Source organism: Nocardia sputorum, assembly GCF_027924405.1.
Lineage (GTDB): Bacteria > Actinomycetota > Actinomycetes > Mycobacteriales > Mycobacteriaceae > Nocardia > Nocardia sputorum.
The window spans coordinates 4838880-4860166 of the sequence record NZ_AP026978.1 but is presented as its reverse complement, the minus strand read 5'-3'; the positions used below and the strand labels follow the sequence as shown (position 1 = coordinate 4860166).

Below are 21287 nucleotides of genomic sequence, written 5' to 3'. Positions count from 1 at the left end.
TCGGTCGCCGCGGCGGTGCGGCCCGCAGGTCAGCGGTCGAGGCCGTCGGCCAGGTCGCGCAGCGAGGGGCCGTACTGCGGATGCGCCAGCGCCGAGGCGAATTGCGCCACCAGGTAGTCGGCCGGGTTGCCGGTGTCGTACCACCGGCCGCGGATCACCTGGCCGAAGACCGGGTTGTTCGCCGCGTGCACGTTGATCGCGTCGGTGAGATACACCTCACCGGTGCGGTGCTCGTACCACGCTTCGGTCTGCCTGCGCAGTTCCTCGATGATGCCGGGCGTGACGACGTAGCCGCCGATCGCGGCGAAGGACGACGGCGCGTCCTTCGGCTTCGGCTTCTCGCGCAGCCCGGTGATGCGCAGCAGGCCGTTGCCGTGGTCGTCGGCGACCACCGGCACGCCGTAGCGCTGCGACTCGGCGGGGTCCATCGGCATCAGCGCGAGGACGGGCGCTCCGGTGGCCTCGTAGGCATCGATGAGCTGCTGGGCGCGCGGCACCTCGGCGACGAACACGTCGTCCGGCCACAGCACCAGCATCGGCTCGTCGCCGAGATTGCGGGCGGCGTTGAGCACGGGGGTGCCGTTGCCGTACGGCCCGTGCTGGTCGAGGTAGGTGATGTGGCCGAGCCGGGACAGCTCGCCGACCTCCTCGACCGCGTCGGCGAAGGCGGTCTTGCCGTCCGCGCGCAGCTGGGCCACCAGCGCGGGGTTGGGGCGGAAGTGGTCCTGGATCAATGACTTTCCGCCGCTGACCACGATGGTGATGTCGGTGATGCCCGAAGCGACCAGCTCACGGACCGTGTGCTCGATGACCGGCTTGTCGCCGACCGGCAGCATCTCCTTGGGGATCGCCTTGGTCAGCGGAAGCAGCCGGGAGCCGATACCGGCGGCCGGGATGACGGCCTTGCGGATATTCATGGGTCCGATCATCACATATCGGACCGTGTGCCCGGCTGCGCGCCCGCGGCACGTCGGCGGGGTGTTTCGAGACTGCCGCATGCCTGGTCCGGCGTGGAAAAGGGCAGATCATGGCCGTCGCGGCGGGACGAAAGGGCCACCGGAGCCGCGCTCGAGCCTGCGCCGATACCGGCAGGTAACCGACAGCTAGCGCACAGCCATCCGACAGCGTCGCCGCCCGCTCCGGTTGTCGGTGGACGGGCGTACATTGCACCCGTGCGTACCGAGCAACCGCGCGTCGAGCGGGTGACCGCGCCGTCGACCGGGACCGGGACGGCACGCGGCGACGGCGTGGTGCCTCCGCAGCATCTGCCGGTGCCTGCCGATGCGGACAGCGCCGCCCGGCGTTGGGTGTTGCACATTGATATGGACGCGTTCTTCGCCTCGGTCGAACAGCTGACCCGGCCGACGTTGCGCGGCAGGCCGGTGCTCGTCGGCGGGACCGGCGGGCGCGGGGTCGTGGCGGGGGCCAGCTACGAGGCGAGGGTGTTCGGCGCCCGGTCTGCGATGCCGATGCATCAGGCGCGCCGGTTGGTGGGTGTCACCGCGGTGGTGGTGCCGCCGCGCGGAGCGGTCTACGGCGTGGTCAGCGGGCAGGTCTTCGACGCGCTGCGCAGCCGGATCCCGGTGCTGGAGACGCTGTCGTTCGACGAGGCGTTCGGCGAGCCCGCCGAACTGGCCGGCGCGACGGTCGCCCGGGTGCACGCGTTCTGCGAGGAATTGCGCGCGGTGGTGCGCGAACAGACCGGGTTGACCGCCTCGGTGGGCGCGGGCACCGGAAAGCAATTGGCCAAGATCGCCTCCGGCCTGGCCAAACCCGATGGGGTTCGAGTGATCTCGCCGGTCGAACAGCCGCGCCTGCTCGCGGGGCTGCCGGTGCGCAAACTGTGGGGCATCGGGCCGGTCGCGGAGAGCCGGTTGCGTTCGCTGGGTATCGAGACCGTGGGCGCCTTCGCGGCCCTGCCGGAATCGGAGGCGATGTCGATTCTCGGCGGCAGCGTGGGCGCCGCACTGCACCGGCTGGCGCGCGGCATCGATGACCGCCCGGTGGCCGAACGTACCGAGGCGAAGCAGATCAGCGCGGAGACCACCTACGAGACCGACATCGTCAGCCTCGCGCAGCTGCGTCCGGCCATCGAGGACATGGCCGCCGCGGCGCACCGGCGCCTGACCGGTGACGGACGTGCGGCGCGCACGGTGGTGCTCAAACTGAAGAAGTCCGATATGAGCATCGTCACCCGCTCCTTCACCCTGCCCTACGCCACCGAGGACCTGGCCACCCTCGCCGCGGCCGCGCAGCGTTCGGCGATCGACCCGAGGGAACTGGGTCCGATCCGCCTCGTCGGCGTCGGCTACGGCGGCCTGTCGACCGTCCGGCAGGAATCGCTGTTCCCCGAACTGGATCGGGCACCGGCCGCCGAGATGGCCACCCCGCCACCCGAAGCCGAGCCGGCGCACTCGGCCGACCTCGACGCTGCCGCGCAGGTCCTGCCCGTCGCCGTCTGGCATCCCGGGATGGACGTGACGCACCCCGAGCACGGCCACGGCTGGGTGCAGGGCGCTGGGCTCGGCGTCGTGACCGTCCGCTTCGAAACACGGTCCACCGGTCCGGGTCCCGCGCACACCTTCGCCGCCGACGATCCCGCGCTCACCCGGGCCGATCCGCTGGGCAGCCTGCTCTGACGGGCGCGGCCCGCGGCTCGACATCGCCCGGCCGGGCGCGTACGTTCGCTGCCGACGACCATCGACGGTCCCGTGTGGATCCGAGCGGCGCCGCCCGGTGCCGGTAGCCTGGGACCTCGTGCAGCGCCGCCGGTTCGGGGGCGGCTGCCATGGTGGAACACGACACGGACCTCTCGAACGCAAAGGACGAGCAGTTGAAGCTTCGTAAGACTGGACGCATCGCGATCGCCGGGCTGGCCATCGTCGCCGCGCTTGGCCTGACCGCCTGCGGTGGCGACGACAAGGACAGCAAGCCCGCCGCCAAGACGTCGACCAGCGCCAAGGCGTCGGCGACCGCGAGCGCGAACCTGCCGCCGGTCCCCACCCCCGCGGAGCTGAACACCGCCCTCGCCCGTGCGCTGGACCCGTCGGTGCCCGCCGCCGAGAAGCTGGACAACGTTCAGGGCGCCGAGGCCGATCCGACCCTGCCGGATCGCCTGTCCCAGGCCGCGTCGGGCGCCGACGTGAAGATCGAGGTCACCGACGTCACCTCGTTCGGCGACAGCGTGAACGCGAAGGCCAAGTTCATCCTCAACGGCCAGGAGAACATCGTCGACGTGCCGTTCGTCGCCGACAACGGCAAGTGGAAGATCCAGAAGCAGTGGGCCTGCACCATGCTGACCAACCTCGGCCAGCAGTCGGCGGCCTGCAGCTGAGTTCACCCGACCGGCCGGTCGCCGCGCCTCTTCTCGGCGACCGGGCCGGTCGTCGTGCGTAATGCTCTGCCGCATACCGTAGTTCGCTGACCTTCGGCCCCGGTGCGCCGCTCAGAGCATGCGCAGAATCGCGTACATCGAGGTGGCTTGCGCGTACAGCTCGCCGTCTTCGGCGCCGATCAGACGTGCCTCCGCGCTGGCCGTGGTGGGGCCGACGTGGATCGCGGTACCCGTGCAGCGCAGCGTGCGCGTCTCGCCGCGCACGGCACGGTGGATGTCGATACCGATCTTGACCGAGGTGGAACGCGTCCCGCCCGCCAATCGCGTCAGCACTGCCGCGCTGAGGGCCGATTCGAGCAGGGTCGCCATGAAGCCGCCATACATACCGCCCGCCGGGCCGAGCAAGTCATCGCCCGGCTCTCCCTCGAACACCACGGTCCCGTGGCCCACCTGGGCCAGCCGGAACCCGAGTGCGCTCAGGATCGGCGCGCTCGGGAATCGCCCGTCGAGCGTTCCCTGCAGGATTTCCCGTCCGGTCATGCCGAGCAGGTCGTGAGTGTTCTCGGCCGGTGGCTGCCCGGTGCCGGTGCGGGGGCGAAGGGGTCTGAGCGCGGTCATGTGTCGACGCTACGAGGAGGCCGTAGCCCGGCAGAAGTGTCGGATCCGACACTTCTGCGACCATTTCCGACGCAGCTTTACATTTCAAGTCGGGCATCGCGGCTAATTGCCGTCCTGTGTGACGAAAGGCTGTCCGTCGTGTCGCTCAGGATCTCGCGCAATTCCCGCCGGACGCCCGTGCTATCCGGGCCCGGGCGAACCAGTTCCCGGAGGACTTCCGAGGCTGGCACCCACTGACGCCGCCGAGATGTCGAGATGAACTCGGCGACCTGCCCCTGTGCGGTGTTCATGCTGGGGACTGCGTTTCGTTCGCGGGAGCGCCGGATTCGGGGGTGACCGGGGAGGTGCGCCGCGCGCGGCGGGCTCGTACCAGCGCGTCGGCGGTGAAGATCGCCAGCGCCGCCCAGATGAGCGCGAAACCGGCCCAGCGGGAGGCGGGCATCGGCTCGTGCGCGACCGCGACGCCCCAGGCCATCTGGAGCGCGGGGGTGAGGTATTGCAGCAGGCCCATGGTGGACAGCGCGACGCGCTGGGCCGCGACGGCGAACAGCAGTAGCGGAACCAGGGTGACCGGTCCGGTGGCCACCATCAGGGCGGTATGCGCGGGGCCGGAGGCGAATTCGCTGTGCCCGGCGAGCGCGAGGGCGATCGCGAACGCCAGCGCGAAGGGCGCGGCGACAACGCCCTCGGCGGCGATGCCGCGTAGCGCGTCCAGCGGGATGACCTTCTTCACCAAGCCATAAGTGGCGAAGGAGCAGGCCAGGGCGAGAGCGATGATCGGTGGTCTGCCGTAGTCGACGGTGAGCACGGCCACCGCGGCCGCGCCGAGCCCGAGGGCGGCCCACTGGGCGCCGGTCAGCCGCTCACGAAAGAGCGCCACACCGAACGCGACGGTGACCAGCGGGTTGATGAAATACCCGAGCGCGCACTCCACGACGTGGCCCGAGGTGACCCCGTAGACGTACACGCCCCAGTTGAGCGCGATCGCGGCGGAGGCGACGGCCGCCAGACGCCAGACGCGGGCGCCGATGCCGCGCAACTCGCGGATCCGTCCGCTCACGGCGAGCACCGCGAGCACGACGACCAGCGTCCAGACGATCCGCTGCGCCACCACTTCACCCGCACCGGCGAACGCCAGCAATCCGAAGAACGCGGGGAACAGCCCCCACAAGAAGTACGCGCTCGCTCCGAACGCTACACCGGGGATGGACCTGCTTCGCCGCACGATCACGAACGTAGTTGTCCCGTAGCCTTGCGGTCATGTCGATTACCGTGCAGGCGTCCGGCGCCACCGGACTGACCGCGGGCGAAGTCGAGCAACGCCGCCGCGAGGGTCTGACCAACGACGTCCCGGATCGGGCGAGCCGCTCGGTCCGGGACATCGTGCGCGCGAACGTCTTCACCCGGATCAACGCCATCCTCGGCGTCCTGTTCGTGCTGGTGCTGGCCACCGGGTCGATCATCGACGGCATGTTCGGCCTGCTGATCGTCGCCAACAGCGCGGTCGGCATCATCCAGGAGATCCGCGCCAAACGCACCCTGGACCAGCTGGCCATCGTCAGCCAGGCCAAGCCGACCGTCCGCCGAGACGGCACGGCCGTCGAGGTCGCGCCGCACGAGGTGGTGCTCGACGACCTGATCGAGCTCGGTCCCGGCGATCAGATCGTGGTGGACGGCACGGTCGAGGAGTCCGCGCAGCTCGAGGTGGACGAGTCGTTGCTCACCGGCGAGGCCGATCCGATCGACAAGGCCGTCGGCGCCACGGTGATGTCGGGCAGCTACGTGGTGTCCGGGTCCGGCGCGTACCGGGCGACGAAGGTGGGCCGCGACGCCTACGCCGCGCGGCTGGCCGAGGAGGCGAGCAAGTTCACCCTGGTGCACTCCGAACTGCGCAGTGGTATCGACAAGATCTTGAAGTTCATCACCTATCTGCTGATCCCCGCGGGCTTGCTGAGCATCTACAACCAGTTGGTCTCCAGCGGGGAGTCGTGGCGGCCCGCCGTCACCGGCATGGTGGCCGCGCTGGTGCCGATGGTGCCCGAGGGACTGGTGCTGATGACGTCGATCGCGTTCGCGGTCGGCGTCGTGCGGCTGGGCCGGCGCCAGTGCCTGGTGCAGGAGCTGCCCGCGATCGAGGGGCTGGCCCGGGTGGACGTGGTGTGCGCGGACAAGACCGGCACCCTGACCGAGAACGGCATGCGGCTGTCGGACCTGAAGACCCTGGGCACCTTCGACGACGCCGAGGTGCGTACCGCGCTGGCGGCGCTCGCCGCCGACGATCCGCGCCCGAACGCGAGCGTGCAGGCGATCGCCGAGGCCCTGCCGGACGGTCCCGGCTGGCAGCGCACCGCCGTCGCGCCGTTCTCCTCGGCCAAGAAGTGGAGCGGCTGCTCCTACGGCGAGCACGGCGACTGGCTGCTCGGCGCGCCGGACGTATTGCTCGACCCGGGCTCAGCGGACGCGCGGGTCGCCGAGGAACTCGGCGCGTCGGGTCTGCGCGTGCTGTTGCTGGCGCGCGGCGACCGTCCGGTGGACGCGGCGGACGCTCCCGGCGTCGTGCGGCCCGCCGCGCTGGTCGTGCTGGAGCAGAAGGTCCGGCCCGACGCTCGCGACACTCTCGACTACTTCGCGAGCCAACAGGTGGCGATCAAGGTGATCTCCGGCGACAACGCCGTCTCGGTCGGCGCGGTGGCGTCCTCGCTGGATCTGCCGGGCGGCGAGCATCCGATCGACGCGCGGACGTTGCCGGAGGACCGCGACGGGCTGGCCGACGTGCTGGACGGCAACACCACCTTCGGCCGGGTCCGCCCGGACCAGAAGCGCGCCATGGTGTCGGCACTGCAGTCGCGCGGGCACACCGTGGCGATGACCGGTGACGGAGTCAACGACGTGCTCGCGTTGAAGGACTCGGACATCGGCGTGGCGATGGGCTCGGGGAGCCCCGCGACCAGGGCGGTGGCGCAGATCGTCCTGCTGGACAACAAGTTCGCCACACTGCCGTATGTGGTCGGCGAGGGTCGCCGGGTGATCGGCAACATCGAGCGCGTGTCGAATCTGTTCCTCACCAAGACCGTGTATTCCGTTCTGCTCGCGTTCTTGGTCGGCGTCGCCGGGGCAGGTTCGCAGATCTTCGACTACGAGCCCATCGGGTATCCGTTCCTGCCGCGCCACGTCACGATCGCGGCTTGGTTCACCATCGGCATTCCGGCGTTCATCCTTTCGCTCGCGCCCAACAACGAGCGGGCCCGCACGGGCTTCGTGGGGCGCGTCATGCGGTTGGCCATCCCGTCGGGCGTGGTGATCGGCGCGGCCACCTTCGTCGCGTACCTGATCGCCTACGCGGGGCCGGATGCCACCGAGGAGCAGAAGGTCCAGGCGGGCACCACCGCGCTCATCACATTGATCATGATCGCGGTGTGGGTGCTGGCCATCGTCGCTCGGCCGTACGTCTGGTGGAAGGTGGTGCTGATCGCGGTGTCGGTGGCGGCGTACGTCTTCTTGTTCACCGTCCCGTTCACCCGGGAGTTCTTCAAACTCGACCCTTCCAACCCCGCACTCACCGGTGCGGCGGTGGCCTGTGGCGTGGTGGGCATCGTGCTGGTCGAAGCCGCGTGGTGGGTGAGCGCGGCGCTGCTCGGCGACAAGCGGCAACTGCTGCCCAGCTCGCCCGGCGGGGCCGCCTGACAGACTGGACGCCTGACTCGCCGCGCCACGAGAAGCCTTGTGCGAAGCGGGCATTCAGAGTTGGAGTACCTTCTGGAGATTATGGAGGTACTGCTGCACCAGATCGACGCGTTCACCGACGCACCGTTCTCGGGCAACCCGGCCGCGGTGATGCCGCTCCCGTCGTGGCTGCCGGATGCGTTGCTGCAACAGCTGGCCGAGGAGAACAACCTCGCCGAAACCGCGTTCTACACCTCGCGGTTACCTCCCGAGGCGGGCGTGCCGCCCGGCGAGTGGCCCGCCTTCCACCTGCGGTGGTTCACGCCGAGGGTGGAAGTGGCGCTGTGCGGGCACGCCACCTTGGCCAGCGCCGCGCAGATTCTGGTCGACATGCATCCCGGCGAGGACCGGGTGAGCTTCTACACGCGCAGCGGCTGGCTGCACGTCGACCGCACCGACGACGACGAGTTCGTGCTCGACCTGCCGGTCGTGCCGAGCATTCCGGTGCGGCCCGATCCGGCGCTCGTCGCGGCGCTCGGCGTGCGTCCGGTGCGCGCGTATTCCGGCACCGACGAGGTGATCGTCGTGGCGACCGAACAAGAGGTGCGCGATGCCGCGCCGGTGCTGTCGGCGTTCCCCGCCCTACCGCGCGCCGCGATCGTCACCGCCCCCGGCGACTCGGTCGATTTCGTCTCCCGGTTCTTCGGCCCGGGTGTGGGCGTCCCGGAGGACCCGGTGACCGGATCGGCGCACGCCCAGCTGGTTCCGCTGTGGAGCGAGCGGCTCGGTCGCACCGAACTGCGGGCCCGGCAGCTCTCGCGCCGGGGCGGCAGCCTGCGCTGCGAACTGGCGGGCGAGCGGGTGCTGCTGTTCGGACGGTGCCGCCGCTACCTCGACGGCGTCGTCACTCTGCCGGACTGACCGCGCTGGCGCTCACGGCTGCGGAACCGGTCCGTCGTCGGGGCCGGGCGCGACGACGTCGCGGTACTCGGGCAGCAGCGGGGCGACCGCGAAGCTGCCCGCTACCGCGTCGGCGGGCAGCGCCTGGACCGCGCGGATGCCGTTGCCCCCGGCCAGTTCGCGCAACCGCGCCGGGGAGCCGCGGACGACGAGCCCGACGACGCAGCCGCAACCGTCCCGCAGCCGGGCGGCGGAGAACGCGACCACCCGAGCGGCGCGATCGTCGACGGGGCGGGGGAGCAGCCAGGCCGCGTCGCGCGCCGAATCCACCGCAGCGGCAATGCCTTCCGGGACGGGCACGGCCACCAGCGGCGTCTGCACGCGGTCGATCGGCACCCGGTAGAGCACCTGGGAGATGCGCAAGCCGCCGCTGTGCGCGGGGATCCGGCCGGGAACCAAGGGTTCGGTGAACGACACCAGCGCCCAGCGCGGTTCGTCACCGCCCGCGCTGAGCGAATCGCGCGATCGGGCGAGGTAATCCGCGACCTGCTCGCCCTGATCCGGCCCGAGCCGGTCGGTGGAGACCGCGGGGCGATACGGCGGTCGCAGCGCCCCCAGCGCATAGATCAGCACGATCAGCGCGAGCGCCGCCGCGCCCAGGATGATCCCGCGCCACGGCGGCACCCGGCGGTCAGGCATCGCGCAGGACGTCCAGCGCGTGTCTCAGATCATCGGGGTACTCGCTGGTGATCTCCAGATAGCGGCCGTCAGCGGGATGCTGGAAGCCCAGCGACCGGGCGTGCAGCCATTGGCGTTGCAGCCCGAGCCGCTCGGCCAGGCGCGGATCGGCGCCGTAGGTGAGATCACCGCAGCACGGGTGGCGGATCGCGGAGAAATGCACCCGGATCTGATGAGTGCGGCCGGTCTCCAGGTGGATGTCGAGCAGGCTGGCCGCGTGGAACGCCTCGACGGTGTCGTAGTGGGTGACGCTGGGCCGTCCGTCGGCGGTGACGGCGAACTTCCAGTCGTTGCCGCGGGCCCGTCCGATCGGGGCGTCGATGGTGCCGCTGCTCGGATCCGGGTGCCCCTGCACGAGGGCGTGATACCGCTTGTCGACGGTGCGCTGCTTGAACGCGCGCTTGAGCACCGTGTACGCGTGCTCGGACTGCGCGACCACCATCACTCCGGAGGTGCCGACGTCCAGGCGGTGCACGATGCCCTGCCGTTCGTGGGCCCCCGAGGTGGAGATGCGGTATCCGGCCGCGGCGAGGCCGCCCACGACGGTCGGGCCGGTCCAGCCGACGCCGGTGTGCGCGGCCACGCCGACCGGCTTGTCCACCGCGACGATGTCGTCGTCGGCGTAGAGGATCTTCATGCCCTCCACCGGTTCGGCCTCGATGGTCAGTTCCCGCTTCGGCTCCGGGAAGATCACCTCGAGCCAGGCCCCGGCGGTGAGCCGGTCGGATTTGCCCGCGGCGACGCCGTCGAGCTGCACCGAACCCTCCTCGGCGAGCGCGGCCACCGCGGTGCGGGACAGGCCGAGCAGCCGGGCCAGCCCCGCGTCGACGCGCATGCCGTCGAGCCCGTCGGGGACGGGCATGGTCCTGGTCTCCCTCATGCCGCGCTGCCCTCGCTCGCGCCGCCGGGCTTGCCGTGGCCCACCCGGGTGCCGTTCGGCTCGAAGCCGAACACGGTGAGCACGACGAGCAGGATCGCGCCGCACACGATGGCGGAGTCCGCCACGTTGAACACCGGCCACCAACCGACCGCCACGAAATCCACCACGTGCCCTTGCAGCGGGCCGGGCGCGCGGAACAGCCGGTCCACCAGGTTGCCCAGCGCACCGCCGAGCACCATGCCCAGTCCGATCGCCCACCACAGGGACCGCAGGGTGCGGCCGATGCGCACCACGCCGATGACGACGGCGGCGGCGACCAGGGTCAGCAACCAGGTCATGCCGGTGGCCATGGAGAACGCCGCGCCCGGGTTGCGCACCAGGCTCAGCCGCGCGAAGTCGCCGACGATGGATACCGGCTCGCCCGGCGTCAGGTTCGCCACCGCGATGGTCTTGGTGAGCAGATCCAGTCCGAACACCACCGCGGCGAGGACGAGCAGCGCCCGCAGGCGCTGGGGGGGAGCCGACGTGGTCGTCGGATCGGCGGTGTTCGCTGGGTTTTCCTCGGGCGGCCGGTCGTCACTCACACCGACCATCATCGCTCGAGCGGAATCGGGGCCGGTGCGCGCGTCCGATTGCCCGCCCGGCGCCCGGGGGTCGCGGGCACGCCGAGCGGCGCACAGCCGACGTCCCAGCTGACACTCAGGAAGCGGTCGTACCCTGATGCTCGTGACGGTGTTGTCTTCCCCCCGCCTTCATCGGAGCGCCGGCTTCGCACGGAGCGCGCGCTCGGGTGTGCTGCTCATGGTGCTCGCGCTCGGGCTCTCGGCCTTCGGCGTCGGTTGCGGTGACGGCGCCGAGTCGACCGGCGAGGCCGACGGAACGGAGCCGCTCGGCATCGGCAAGGAAGTGACCGTGCCGATCGCGGCCGCGGTGGCCACGGTCGAATCGGCCGGCGCGGAGCCCCGCTCGCTGCTGCGGCCGGAGTATCCGGCCGGCACGGTGCAGCGGGTCACGCTCTACACCGCCCACCACATCGAGCAGCAGATCGATGAACAGCCCGAGCGCGACTTCTCCACGCCCGCGCTGACCATCCCGATGACCGCGCAGACCACCGCAGAGGGCATCGATCTGACCCTGGGCACGGTCACCTCGCCGGACCCGACGATGGCCAAAGCGCTCACCAAGATCGGCGGCTCGCACGCGGGCTTCGATCTCAGCGATCTGGGCGCGATCACCGCGCTGCGGCTGGAGCCGGCGCCGGACACGTCCAACACCGCCCGTGCCGCGCTCGAGCAGGCGTTCTATCAGGCCGTCTACCGGTCGATCGCGTTCCCCGACGAGCCCGTCGGCGAGGGCGCGGTGTGGACGGTGCGCCAGGAGGTGAGCAGCGGCGTCCTGCTCGACCAGGTGACCACCGCGACGCTGAGCAAACGCGACGGCGACCGGCTCACCATCGAGCTGCACGTCACCCAGAAGCCCAAGTCGCCGGTGTGGAACCTGCCGAACAACGCGGGGACCCTGGACATCCGCGACTACGTCATGCAGGGTGCGGGCACCATCACGGTGGATCTGGGCCTGCCGCTGCCGGTGGCCGGGTCCATCACCGTCGGCGGTCACCAGGCCTACCGCGATCCGAACAGTGACAGCACGCTGCGGCAGACGATCGATACGCAGGTGTCGTGGGCCGAGTGAGCCGGGCGTACGGCCTGCCGATCGCGGTGGCGTCCGTCGCTGTCGTCGTGGGGTGCGGGTCCTCCGCGCCCGCCGCGAAAGCGCCGGAGCTGCCGCCGCTGGGGCCCGCGGTGGCCGCTGCGCCGGTGACGTCCGCACCCGAGACCGACTCCGGGCGGTTGGCCGCACGGCTGCTCGGTGACACGGATCTACCGCCCGGCTTCACCGCCCTGCCGCCCCGCCCCGACCCCGGGGCCACCCCGGCCGGCTCGTCGGTGACGAATCCGGCGGAATGCGCGAAAGTCCTCAGTCCGCTCGGCGCGCAATACCCCGGCGCACTCGCCCAGGCCGCCACACAATACGCCGGGCCGAATTTCTCCAGCATCGATATCGATGCGGCGAGTTATCCGCGGGACGCGCTCGCGGGCGCGTTCTCGGCCGTGCAGGAGACCCTACGCCGGTGCACGCGCTATTCCGGGGACGACGCCACCGATATCGCGGTGGACTACCGGATCGGCGGACTCGCCCAGCCCGCTGCCGGCGCGGCCGCCACCGCCTTCCAGGTCCGCGCCACCAGCGAAGGGCTCACGCTGGGCTCGTCGGTCGCGATCGTCCAGGTGGAGAGCACGTTGTTGCAGGTGGCGGTAACCGCGCCGGAGGCGGTGGACCCCGGTGTGCTCGGCGCGCTCACCGCGGCCCAGGTGCGCCGTCTGCAGGGGGTCGCAGGTCCCTGATTTCCGACGATCCGGCCAATTGCGCCGGTCGCCGGAATAGGCTCGGCATGGTCCGACACAACGCCTCGACCGGAGGTTTTCCATGTCTGATGTCAAACCCGTTCCCGAGGGATATCCGGTGGTTTCGCCGGGGCTGGCGATCGACGGCGCGGCGGCGGCGATCGATTTCTACAAGAACATCTTCGGCGCCACCGAGCGCATGCGGATGCCCGGTCCGGACGGCAAGATCGCGCATTGCGAGCTGATGTTCGGCGATTCGGTCGTGATGCTCGGCGATCCCGCGCCCGATATGGACTTCCTCGACCCCAAGACGGTCGGCGGCACCCCCGTCAACCTGTATGTGTACGTCGAGGACGCCGACGCCGCCTTCGCCGCGGCGCTGGCCGCGGGCGCCAAGGAGCTCACGCCGATGACCGACCAGTTCTACGGTGACCGCAGCGGCGCCTTCGAGGATCCCTGGGGGCACCGGTGGACCGTGGCCACCCACGTGGAGGACGTGCCGCCCGACGAGATGGATCGCCGGATGGCCGACCTGTTCGGCGGTTCCTGAGCCGGACGGCTCACCCGGCGACCACCGAACCACCGGCGACCCGGACGCTCTTCGGCGCGAGCGGCCGCGTGGCCGGGCCGGCGACCACCGTGCCGTCCAGCGCGAACTTGCTGCCGTGGCAGGCGCAGTTGATGGTGCCGCCGGACACCGTCGCGACCTTGCAACCGGCGTGCGTGCACACCGAGGAGAGCCCGACGAAGGTGCCCGCGGCAGGCTGGGTCACCACGGTGTCGCCGACGATCACGCCGCCGCCGACCGGGATGTCGGCGGTCTCGGCGAGCGCGTTCGCGGGCCGGTCCGCATTGATCGGCCGGTCTTCCGGAGCGGTGGACGCGGTATCCGGCGCGGAATCGCCCTTGCCGTAGGCGGTGCAGGCGGTGCAGGCGGTGACCGCCGCGGCGGCGGCGATGCCCGCACCGGCGATGACCGCCCTGCGGCGGGTGCGGAGCTGTTCGTCGAATGTCATGTCGCGTTCCGTTCCGAAGACGAGGCCGCTGTGCGGCTCGAAGGCGCGGCAGGCATTGCGCCGGTGCCGCTTTCCGCCTGGTCAACGGAGTAGGGCGGTCCCGCGGTTCAATTCGGTGTGCTCGAGTGTCGCTGTCGGGCGTGTCGTGGCGCGGGCGGCGAGGTGCGGACGGGCCGAGGAAGCGAGCGGCGGACCCGGACCCCCTCATCTGTTCGTGGCCGGGTCCGCCGCTCTTGGGTGGTTACCCGCGGGCGATCGATTCGAACACCTTCGGGTCGACGAGGGTGGAGGTGTCGCCGAGTTCGCGTCCTTCGGCGACGTCGCGCAGGAGGCGGCGCATGATTTTGCCGCTGCGGGTTTTGGGGAGTTCGGGGACGATGTGGATTTCGCGGGGTTTGGCGATGGGGCTGATTTCGCGGGCGACTTCGGCTTTGAGGTCGTCGATGAGGGTGGTGCCGGTGTCTTGTGCTTCGGCTGTGAGGATGACGAAGGCGACGATGCCTTGGCCGGTGGTGGGGTCGGTGGCGCCGACGACGGCGGCTTCGGCGACGGTGTGGTGTCCGACGAGGGCGGATTCGACTTCGGCGGTGGAGATTCGGTGGCCGGAGACGTTCATGACGTCGTCGACGCGGCCGAGGACCCACAGGTCGCCGTCGGTGTCGAGTTTGGCGCCGTCGCCGGCGAAGTACCAGCCTTGCTCGGCGAAGCGTTCCCAGTAGGTGGCTTTGTAGCGTTCGGGGTCGCCCCAGATGCCGCGCAGCATCGACGGCCAGGGCTGGTCGAGAACGAGGTAGCCGTTGGCTTCGGTTTCGCCGCGTTGTACGGGTTTGCCTTCTTCGTCGACGACTTGGGCGGAGATACCGGGCAGCGGGGTCATGGCGGCGCCGGGTTTGGCGGTGGTGACGCCGGGCAGGGGGGAGATCATGATGGCGCCGGTCTCGGTCTGCCACCAGGTGTCCACGATCGGGGTGCGGTTTCCGCCGATGACCTCCCGGTACCAGCGCCAGGCTTCCGGGTTGATGGGCTCGCCGACCGAACCGAGCACCCGGATGCTGGACAGGTCGTGGGCGGCGGGTATCTCCCTGCCCCATTTCATGAAGGTGCGGACCAAGGTGGGGGCGGTGTAGTAGATGGTGACGCCGTACTTCTCGATGATCTCGAAATGCCGGTGTTCGGTGGGCGAGTTGGGGGTGCCTTCGTAGACGACTTGGGTGGTGCGGTTGGCCAGGGGGCCGTAGACGATGTAGCTGTGGCCGGTGACCCAGCCGATGTCGGCGGTGCACCAGTAGACGTCGTGTCCGGGTTTGTGGTCGAAGACGTTGTGGTGGGTGTAGGCGGTTTGGGTGAGGTAGCCGCCGGTGGTGTGCAGGATGCCTTTGGGTTTTCCGGTGGTGCCGGAGGTGTAGAGGATGAACAGGGGGTGTTCGGCGTCGAAGGCTTCGGCGTGGTGGGTGGGGGAGGCGTGGGCGACGGTGTCGTGCCACCACAGGTCGCGGCCCTCGGTCCAGGGGACTTCGATGCCGGTGCGGCGCACGACCAGCACGTGCTCGACGCTGGAGGGGGTGTCACCGTGGGCGTAGAGGGCCTCGTCGACGGCCTCCTTCAGGGGAGCGGCCTTGCCGCGCCGCCACTGCCCGTCGGTGGTGATGATCAGGCGGGCGCGGGCGTCGTCGACGCGCTGGCGCAGGGCGGTGGGGGAGAATCCGGCGAAGACGACGGAGTGAGTCAGGCCCAAGCGGGCACAGGCGAGCATGGCGACGATGGCTTCGGGCACCATCGGCATATAGATCGCCACTCGGTCCCCGGTCTCGAGGCCGAGTTCGGTGATGTAGTTCGCGGCGCGGGAGACCTCGTCGAGCAGTTCGCGGTAGGTGATGGCGCGCGAGTCGCCGGGTTCGCCTTCCCAGTGGATGGCGACCTGGTCGCCGTGTCCGTCCAGGACGTGGCGGTCCACGCAGTTGTAGGCGACGTTGAGCTTGCCGCCGACGAACCACTTCGCCACCGGCGCGTCACTCCAGTCCAGCACCTGGGTGAACGGTTCGTGCCAGTGCAGCCTGCGGGCCTGTTCGGCCCAGAACTCCAGCCGATCGGACCGCGCCCGGTCGTAGAGCGCGTCGCTCGCGTTCGCCTGGGCGGCGAACTCCGGGGCCGGCGGGTAAGCGGCGGTGGTGTCGCGGTCATCGGTGGTTGCGCTGGTCACGCGAGATCTCCTAACGAAAGAGCAAGGGGGGCGAGGTATGCCGGGCGACGATCAGTGCACCACCGCCTTCTCCGCGCCGACGCCGGTGAGCGAGCGGACCTCCATCTCCGCCGCCTTGGCCGGGTCCTCGGACCTGCCGCCGACGAAGGTTCCGAGCACGCCGAGCAGGAACGCCAACGGGATGGACACGATGCCCGGGTTGGACAGCGGGAACCAGTCGAAGTCCATGCCGGGCAGCATGGCGGTCTTGGTACCGGAGACCGCGGGGGAGAACACGATCAGCACGATCGTCGAGATCAGGCCGCCGTACATGCTCCACAGCGCACCGGTGGTGTTGAACCGCCGCCAGAACAGCGAGTACAGGATGGTCGGCAGGTTCGCCGACGCGGCGACCGCGAACGCCAGCGCCACCAGGAAGGCGACGTTCTGGCCGTTCGCCAGGATGCCCAGGGCGATGGCCAGCACGCCGATCACCACCGCGGTGATCCGGGAGACCTGGACCTGTTCGCGCTCACCGGCTTTGCCGCGCTTGATGACGTTGGCGTAGATGTCGTGGGCGAACGACGCCGACGCGGTGATGGTCAGGCCCGCGACCACCGCGAGAATGGTGGCGAAGGCGACCGCGGAGATCACGCCGAGCAGCACCACGCCGCCCAGCTCGAAGGCCAGCAGCGGCGCCGCCGAATTCTGCCCGCCCGCGGCCGCCAGGATGCGGTCCGGCCCGACGATCGCCGCCGCGCCGTAGCCCAGCACCAGGGTGAACAGGTAGAACGCGCCGATCAGGCCGATCGCCCAGACCACCGAGCGCCGCGCCTCTTTGGCGGTGGGCACGGTGTAGAAGCGCATCAGCACGTGCGGCAGCCCCGCGGTGCCGAGCACCAACGCCAGACCGAGGGACAGGAAGTTGAGCTTCGAGGTCTCACTGCCGCCGTACTGCGCGCCGGGGGCGAGGACGTCACGCGCGGCGACGGCCTTGTTCGACGACTCGGAGACGGCTTCCTGCGCGGAACCGAGGATGTCGGAGACGTTGAAACCGAACTTGGCGAACACCATGACGGTCATCAGCGCCGCGCCCACGATCAGCAGCACGGCCTTGATGATCTGCACCCACGTGGTGCCCTTCATGCCGCCGACCAGCACGTACACGATCATCAACACACCGACGACGGCGATCACGACGGACTGTCCGGTCTTATCGGAGATGTCCAGCAGCAACGCGACGAGCCCGCCCGCGCCCGCCATCTGAGCGAGCAGGTAGAACAGCGACACCGTGAGCGTGGACAGCGCGGCGGCGGTGCGCACCGGGCCTTCCTTCAGCCGGAAGCTCAGCACGTCGGCCATGGTGAATTTGCCGGTGTTGCGCAGCATCTCGGCGACCAGCAACAGCGCGACCAGCCAGGCGACGAGGAATCCGATGGAGTAGAGGAATCCGTCGTAGCCGTAGACCGCGATGGCGCCCGCGATGCCGAGGAAGCTCGCGGCCGAGAGATAGTCGCCCGCGATGGCGACGCCGTTCTGCGGGCCGGAGAAGCCGCGCCCGCCGGTGAAGTAGTCGGCGGCGGTGGCGTTGTTCCGGCTGGCCCGGATCACCACGATCATGGTGAACACGACGAAGACGCCGAAGATGGCGATATTCGCGACCGGGTTGCCGACCGTCGCGGCGGCGGCGTAGGTGTGCACGGTGTTCACGCGCGTTCTCCCTCGAGGTAGCCACGGATCTTCGCCGCGCGCGGATCCAGTTCCCGGTTGGCGAACCGGACGTAGAGCGCGGTGATGGCGAAGGTGGAGACGAATTGGCCGAGGCCGAGCAGCAATCCGACGTTGACGTTGCCGAACACCGGGTGGCTCATGAAGTCGTGGGCGTACGCGCCGAGCAGGACGTAACCGAGATACCAGAGCAGGAACAACGCGGTCATCGGAAACACGAAGTGACGCAAGCGCATTCGCAGTTCCTGGAATTGGGGGCTCGCCTGGACTTCGGCGAATTCTGCTGCGCTCGGCGCTCGCCGCGGGGCGGTGTCGTCGAGTTCGGTACTGGTCATGATGGTCCTACCAAGTGACGTGGCTTACTTCTCGAGGACGGTAAGCCAGTCCCGGGGTGCGCCAGTAGGCTGTGGTGTGGGTCACTCCATGAAGGTGTCCGAATCTGCGGTGAGCGGTCGATACCGCGCGACGAACGGTCGGCCCGCGGTGCGGTCCCTGGTCAGTCCGAGCGCAGACTGCGCTCGCGATCGGCACCCATGCCCAGTCGCTCGGGCGCGTGCATCCGGACGAAGATCCGGCTCACCGTCCTGGTCTCCAGTCCCCGGGTGACCGAGCTGACCAGCACCATGGTGGCGAACGCCAGCGGCACGCTGATCGCCGCCGGATAGCCGAGCAGCGCCGCGGGCCAGCCGTCCGCGACCTCGTCGGAGAATCCGCCGGTCACCGAGACGGCGGTGGCGGTGCCCGCGGCGAGGCCGCCGGCGATCAGACCGGCCGCCGCGCCCGTCGCGGTCAGCCCGCGCCACCAGATGCCCAGCACCAGCAGCGGGCACAGCGTGGAGGCGGCCACCGCGAAGGCCAGGCCGACGGTGCGGGACAGATCCAGCGACACCACCGTCAGCGACAGCGCCAGCGGTACCGAGCCCGCGACCAGGGCCGCGGTGCGGAAGTCCCGGATCCGCCCGCGCAGCATGTCGGTGCTGAGCACGCCCGCGATGCTCACCAGCAGTCCCGACGAGGTGGACAGGAAGGCGGCGATCGCGCCGGCTGCGGCCAGCGCCGCGAGCAACTGGCCCGGCAGCCCGGCCACCACCGACCCGGGCAGCAGCACCACCGCGGCGTCGCTGGTCCCCGTGATCAGCAACTGTGGCACGTACAGCCGGGCGAACACGCCCAGCAGGACGGGGAACAGGTAGAACAGCCCGACCAGACCGATCACCGCGAGCGCGGTCGCGCGCGCGGCCCGCCCGTCCGGGTTGGTGTAGAAACGCACCAGCACGTGCGGCAGACCCATGGTGCCGAGGAAGGTCGCGAGGATCAGCGAATACACCTGGTAGGTCGGATGCGGTCCGCCCAAGCCGCGGCCGGGCGCCAGCCAGCCCGCGCCGTCGGCAGGTGCGCCCGCCACCACCGGCACCGCCGCCCCCGCCTCGAGCACCAACCTCGTTCCCGCCGCCAGCTCGTGCGTGCCGGGTGCCAACGGCACCGGGCCGTCGACCACGTGCTCGTCCAGGGTTCCGGTGATCGAGACACGCTGCGGCGCGCCGACCCGCACCACCACGTCGGTGGTCACGTCGACGGTGGTGCGCTCGGACACTACCGGCGGGGCGGGCGCGCCCAGCTCGCGCTCGTCGGCCAGGAAGTGCCCGAGCAGCACCAGCGCGGGCAGCGCCACCGCTGTCAGCTTCAACCAGTACTGGAACGCCTGGACCAGGGTGATCGAGCGCATCCCGCCGCCGACCACGTTGGCGATCACGATCGCGCCCACCGCCACCGCGCCCACCCAGTCCGGAACACCGAGCAGGATGTGCAGCGTCAACCCGGCCCCTTGGAACTGCGGGATGAGATACACCGCGCAGATGAGCACCACGACGGTGGCCGCGAGTCTTCGCAAACGCACTGAGCCCAGCCGGAATTCGGCGAAGTCGGGCACCGTGTACGCGCCGGAGCGGCGCAGCGGGGCGGCGACGAACAGCAGCAGCGCCAGGTACCCGGCGGTGAAGCCCACCGGGTACCACAGCGCGTCGGCGCCGTACTTCGCGATCAACCCGGCCACGCCGAGGAACGAGGCAGCCGAGAGGTATTCGCCGGAGATCGCGGCGGCGTTCCAGCGCGGCCCCACGCTGCGCGAAGCGACGAGGAAATCCGACGTGGTGCGGGCGAGGCGCACGCCGTACGCGCCGATCGCGACCGTCGCCAGCGCCGCGAGCACCAGCGCCGCCACCGTCAGCGCGGGAGCCGTGCCCGGCATCACGGCGTGCCTCCGGGCGAGCCGGACGGATCGGCGCGGTACGCCCCCGCGACATCTCGACCGGTGGGCGAGCGCAACGGTTCGTTGTGCGATGCGGCCCGCGGCGGCGTGGACGTCGTGCCCGACGTCGGGGCGCACCTCTGGGCGGGTTGGCTGGATCCGCGCGTTACCTGGGTCCTGGGGACGTTTCGGCCGGTGGGCGAGTGGGACGGTTCGGTATGCGATGCGGCCCTGGTCACCGGTGTGGTCGACGCGCCCAATGAGGATCGTGACGGGCTCCGGGTCCACCGGTTCCGGGTGGGTGGCCGGGACTCCCGCGCGCCGGCCGGAGGGCACGGATCGGCACGGGCCATGTGCGGGCGGGCGGAACCGGGCGTCCGTGCCGCGGGATGAGTTCGGGCCGGGTGCACGGTCAGTCCTCGGCCAGTTCGAGGAAATCCTGTTCGTTGCGTTCGGCCAAGCGCACGTAGGTGCGGCCGACCAGGAACAGCAACGGGTATACCGCGCCGCCGAGCAGCAGCCACGGCAAACGGATGCCCAGCACCGTCATCGATCCGATCGAGCCGGTGCGGAACAGCACCGGCAGCGCGCACAGCAGCGCGATCGTCACCAGGCCCACGCGCAGCGCCAGCCCGAGTTGCGCGCGGATGAGGCCGCCGATGAGCGCTTCGCCGAATTCGGTCTGCTCGGCGACCTCCACGCGCGTGCGCACCCGGCGTGCGCCCCGTCGCTCGGAGAGCACCACGCGCCGGCGCTGCGGCGTGGTCACTGATTGCCCCAGTGTTGCCTAGGCCGGTGCACCAGCCGCTGTTTCAGCTCGCGCACCTGTCGTCGGCTCACCGGCAGTTCGACCGCTCGCGCGTCGCCCTCGGCGCGCAGGCACACCACAGTGCCGGAACCCACCGTGCGCAGCCCGGTGACCAACCGCAGCGCCACCAGATACGAGCGGTGCACGCGCAAGAAGCCCGCGTCGTGCCAGCGTGCTTCCAACGCCGACAACGGGATCCGCACCAGATGCGACCCGCCGCTCGTGTGTAGCCGCGCGTAGTCTCCGTCGGCTTCCACCCAGCTCACGCTCGATCTCGGCACCAGCGTCGTCACCCCGCCCAGCTCCACCGGGATGACCTCGCTCGGGTCGGCGCGCGCGTCGGCGGCGGGCTGGTGCGGCGCGCTGCGGGCCGCCGCGATCCGTCGCACCGCCTCGGCGAGCCGGGCCTCGCGCAGCGGTTTGAGCAGGTAGTCCACCGCGCCCAGATCGAACGCGGCGATCGCCCGGTCGTCGTGCGCGGTCACGAAGACCACGGCGGGCGGATTGGCGAACTCCGAGAGGATGCCCGCCAGTTCCATGCCGTCCAGGCCGGGCATGTTGATGTCCAGGAAGACCGCGTCGACGGGGTGGGCGCGCAGCACCCGCAGCGCGCTGGTGGCATCGCCCGCCGCGTGGATCTCCCCGATCTCGGTCCGCGCGCGCAGCAGATACACCAGCTCGTCCAGAGCGGGTTTCTCGTCGTCCACGGCGAGCACGCGCAGCGCGCCCGCCGGCTTGCCGGTAACGCGGGTCACAATCGCACCATCGTA

General features: G+C 70.5%; 20 protein-coding genes. 7 read left to right on the top strand and 13 right to left on the bottom strand.

What is annotated here, in order from left to right; translation table 11 throughout:
• Nucleotides 1-29: 29 nt before the first annotated feature.
• Complete coding sequence (locus QMG86_RS21935) at nt 30-917, bottom strand: UTP--glucose-1-phosphate uridylyltransferase (RefSeq protein ID WP_281874564.1); 888 nt, start codon at nt 915-917, stop codon at nt 30-32.
• Nucleotides 918-1322: 405 nt separating this feature from the next.
• Here QMG86_RS21935 and QMG86_RS21930 point away from each other — a divergent pair, with 405 nt between their 5' ends.
• Nucleotides 1323-2639, top strand: a complete 1317-nt coding sequence (locus QMG86_RS21930; protein ID WP_281881062.1) for a DNA polymerase IV — start codon at nt 1323-1325, stop codon at nt 2637-2639.
• A gap of 194 nt (nt 2640-2833) precedes the next feature.
• Nucleotides 2834-3334 (top strand): WKL family lipoprotein, encoded by a 501-nt coding sequence (locus tag QMG86_RS21925; protein ID WP_195090679.1) that lies wholly within the window; start codon nt 2834-2836, stop codon nt 3332-3334.
• 111 nt (nt 3335-3445) lie between these two features.
• Here the strand turns inward: QMG86_RS21925 and QMG86_RS21920 are convergent, their stop codons facing one another.
• Both QMG86_RS21920 and rarD read right to left on the bottom strand, forming a co-directional pair.
• Nucleotides 3446-3952, bottom strand: coding sequence for a PaaI family thioesterase (locus QMG86_RS21920; RefSeq protein WP_281874563.1), 507 nt, complete (start codon nt 3950-3952; stop codon nt 3446-3448).
• Nucleotides 3953-4238: 286 nt separating this feature from the next.
• Nucleotides 4239-5180 (bottom strand): EamA family transporter RarD, encoded by a 942-nt coding sequence (gene rarD / locus QMG86_RS21915; RefSeq protein WP_434085658.1) that lies wholly within the window; start codon nt 5178-5180, stop codon nt 4239-4241.
• 32 nt (nt 5181-5212) lie between these two features.
• Here rarD and QMG86_RS21910 point away from each other — a divergent pair, with 32 nt between their 5' ends.
• On the top strand, nt 5213-7636 hold the full coding sequence (locus QMG86_RS21910; RefSeq protein WP_281874561.1) for a cation-translocating P-type ATPase: 2424 nt from the start codon (nt 5213-5215) through the stop codon (nt 7634-7636).
• 81 nt (nt 7637-7717) lie between these two features.
• Nucleotides 7718-8536 (top strand): PhzF family phenazine biosynthesis protein, encoded by an 819-nt coding sequence (locus QMG86_RS21905; RefSeq protein WP_281874560.1) that lies wholly within the window; start codon nt 7718-7720, stop codon nt 8534-8536.
• A gap of 12 nt (nt 8537-8548) precedes the next feature.
• Here QMG86_RS21905 and QMG86_RS21900 read toward each other — a convergent pair whose 3' ends face one another.
• The 3 genes from QMG86_RS21900 to lspA are packed head-to-tail and all read right to left on the bottom strand — an operon-like array spanning nt 8549 to nt 10729.
• Nucleotides 8549-9214, bottom strand: a complete 666-nt coding sequence (locus tag QMG86_RS21900; protein ID WP_281874559.1) for a hypothetical protein — start codon at nt 9212-9214, stop codon at nt 8549-8551.
• A complete protein-coding gene (locus QMG86_RS21895; RefSeq protein ID WP_281874558.1) occupies nt 9207-10133 on the bottom strand; it encodes an RluA family pseudouridine synthase in 927 nt (308 codons plus the stop codon). The genes QMG86_RS21900 and QMG86_RS21895 overlap by 8 nt, the downstream gene beginning before the upstream one ends.
• Complete coding sequence (gene lspA, locus QMG86_RS21890) at nt 10130-10729, bottom strand: signal peptidase II (RefSeq protein WP_281874557.1); 600 nt, start codon at nt 10727-10729, stop codon at nt 10130-10132. Before lspA ends, QMG86_RS21895 begins: the two co-directional genes overlap by 4 nt.
• Before the next feature lie 205 nt (nt 10730-10934).
• Here lspA and QMG86_RS21885 point away from each other — a divergent pair, with 205 nt between their 5' ends.
• The 3 genes from QMG86_RS21885 (at nt 10935) to QMG86_RS21875 (ending at nt 13088) form a co-directional block, all read left to right on the top strand.
• On the top strand, nt 10935-11825 hold the full coding sequence (locus QMG86_RS21885; protein ID WP_350356415.1) for a hypothetical protein: 891 nt from the start codon (nt 10935-10937) through the stop codon (nt 11823-11825).
• Entirely contained in the window at nt 11813-12538 is a 726-nt protein-coding gene (locus QMG86_RS21880) for a hypothetical protein (RefSeq protein WP_281874554.1), read from the top strand. Before QMG86_RS21885 ends, QMG86_RS21880 begins: the two co-directional genes overlap by 13 nt.
• A gap of 82 nt (nt 12539-12620) precedes the next feature.
• Nucleotides 12621-13088, top strand: a complete 468-nt coding sequence (locus QMG86_RS21875) for a VOC family protein (protein WP_281874552.1) — start codon at nt 12621-12623, stop codon at nt 13086-13088.
• A 10-nt stretch (nt 13089-13098) separates the two neighbouring features.
• Here QMG86_RS21875 and QMG86_RS21870 read toward each other — a convergent pair whose 3' ends face one another.
• The 7 genes from QMG86_RS21870 to QMG86_RS21840 all read right to left on the bottom strand — a co-directional run bounded on the left by QMG86_RS21870 (nt 13099) and on the right by QMG86_RS21840 (nt 21272).
• Nucleotides 13099-13554, bottom strand: coding sequence for a Rieske (2Fe-2S) protein (locus QMG86_RS21870; protein ID WP_281874551.1), 456 nt, complete (start codon nt 13552-13554; stop codon nt 13099-13101).
• A 241-nt stretch (nt 13555-13795) separates the two neighbouring features.
• Complete coding sequence (gene acs, locus QMG86_RS21865; protein WP_281874550.1) at nt 13796-15754, bottom strand: acetate--CoA ligase; 1959 nt, start codon at nt 15752-15754, stop codon at nt 13796-13798.
• 51 nt (nt 15755-15805) lie between these two features.
• Entirely contained in the window at nt 15806-17443 is a 1638-nt protein-coding gene (locus QMG86_RS21860) for a monocarboxylic acid transporter (RefSeq protein ID WP_281874547.1), read from the bottom strand.
• Complete coding sequence (locus tag QMG86_RS21855) at nt 17440-17796, bottom strand: DUF485 domain-containing protein (protein WP_281874546.1); 357 nt, start codon at nt 17794-17796, stop codon at nt 17440-17442. The genes QMG86_RS21860 and QMG86_RS21855 overlap by 4 nt, the downstream gene beginning before the upstream one ends.
• A 161-nt stretch (nt 17797-17957) precedes the next feature.
• On the bottom strand, nt 17958-19709 hold the full coding sequence (locus QMG86_RS21850) for a sodium/solute symporter (RefSeq protein WP_281874545.1): 1752 nt from the start codon (nt 19707-19709) through the stop codon (nt 17958-17960).
• Nucleotides 19710-20121: 412 nt separating this feature from the next.
• On the bottom strand, nt 20122-20478 hold the full coding sequence (locus tag QMG86_RS21845; RefSeq protein WP_281874544.1) for a hypothetical protein: 357 nt from the start codon (nt 20476-20478) through the stop codon (nt 20122-20124).
• On the bottom strand, nt 20475-21272 hold the full coding sequence (locus QMG86_RS21840) for a LytR/AlgR family response regulator transcription factor (protein WP_281874543.1): 798 nt from the start codon (nt 21270-21272) through the stop codon (nt 20475-20477). The genes QMG86_RS21845 and QMG86_RS21840 overlap by 4 nt, the downstream gene beginning before the upstream one ends.
• Nucleotides 21273-21287: the final 15 nt, after the last annotated feature.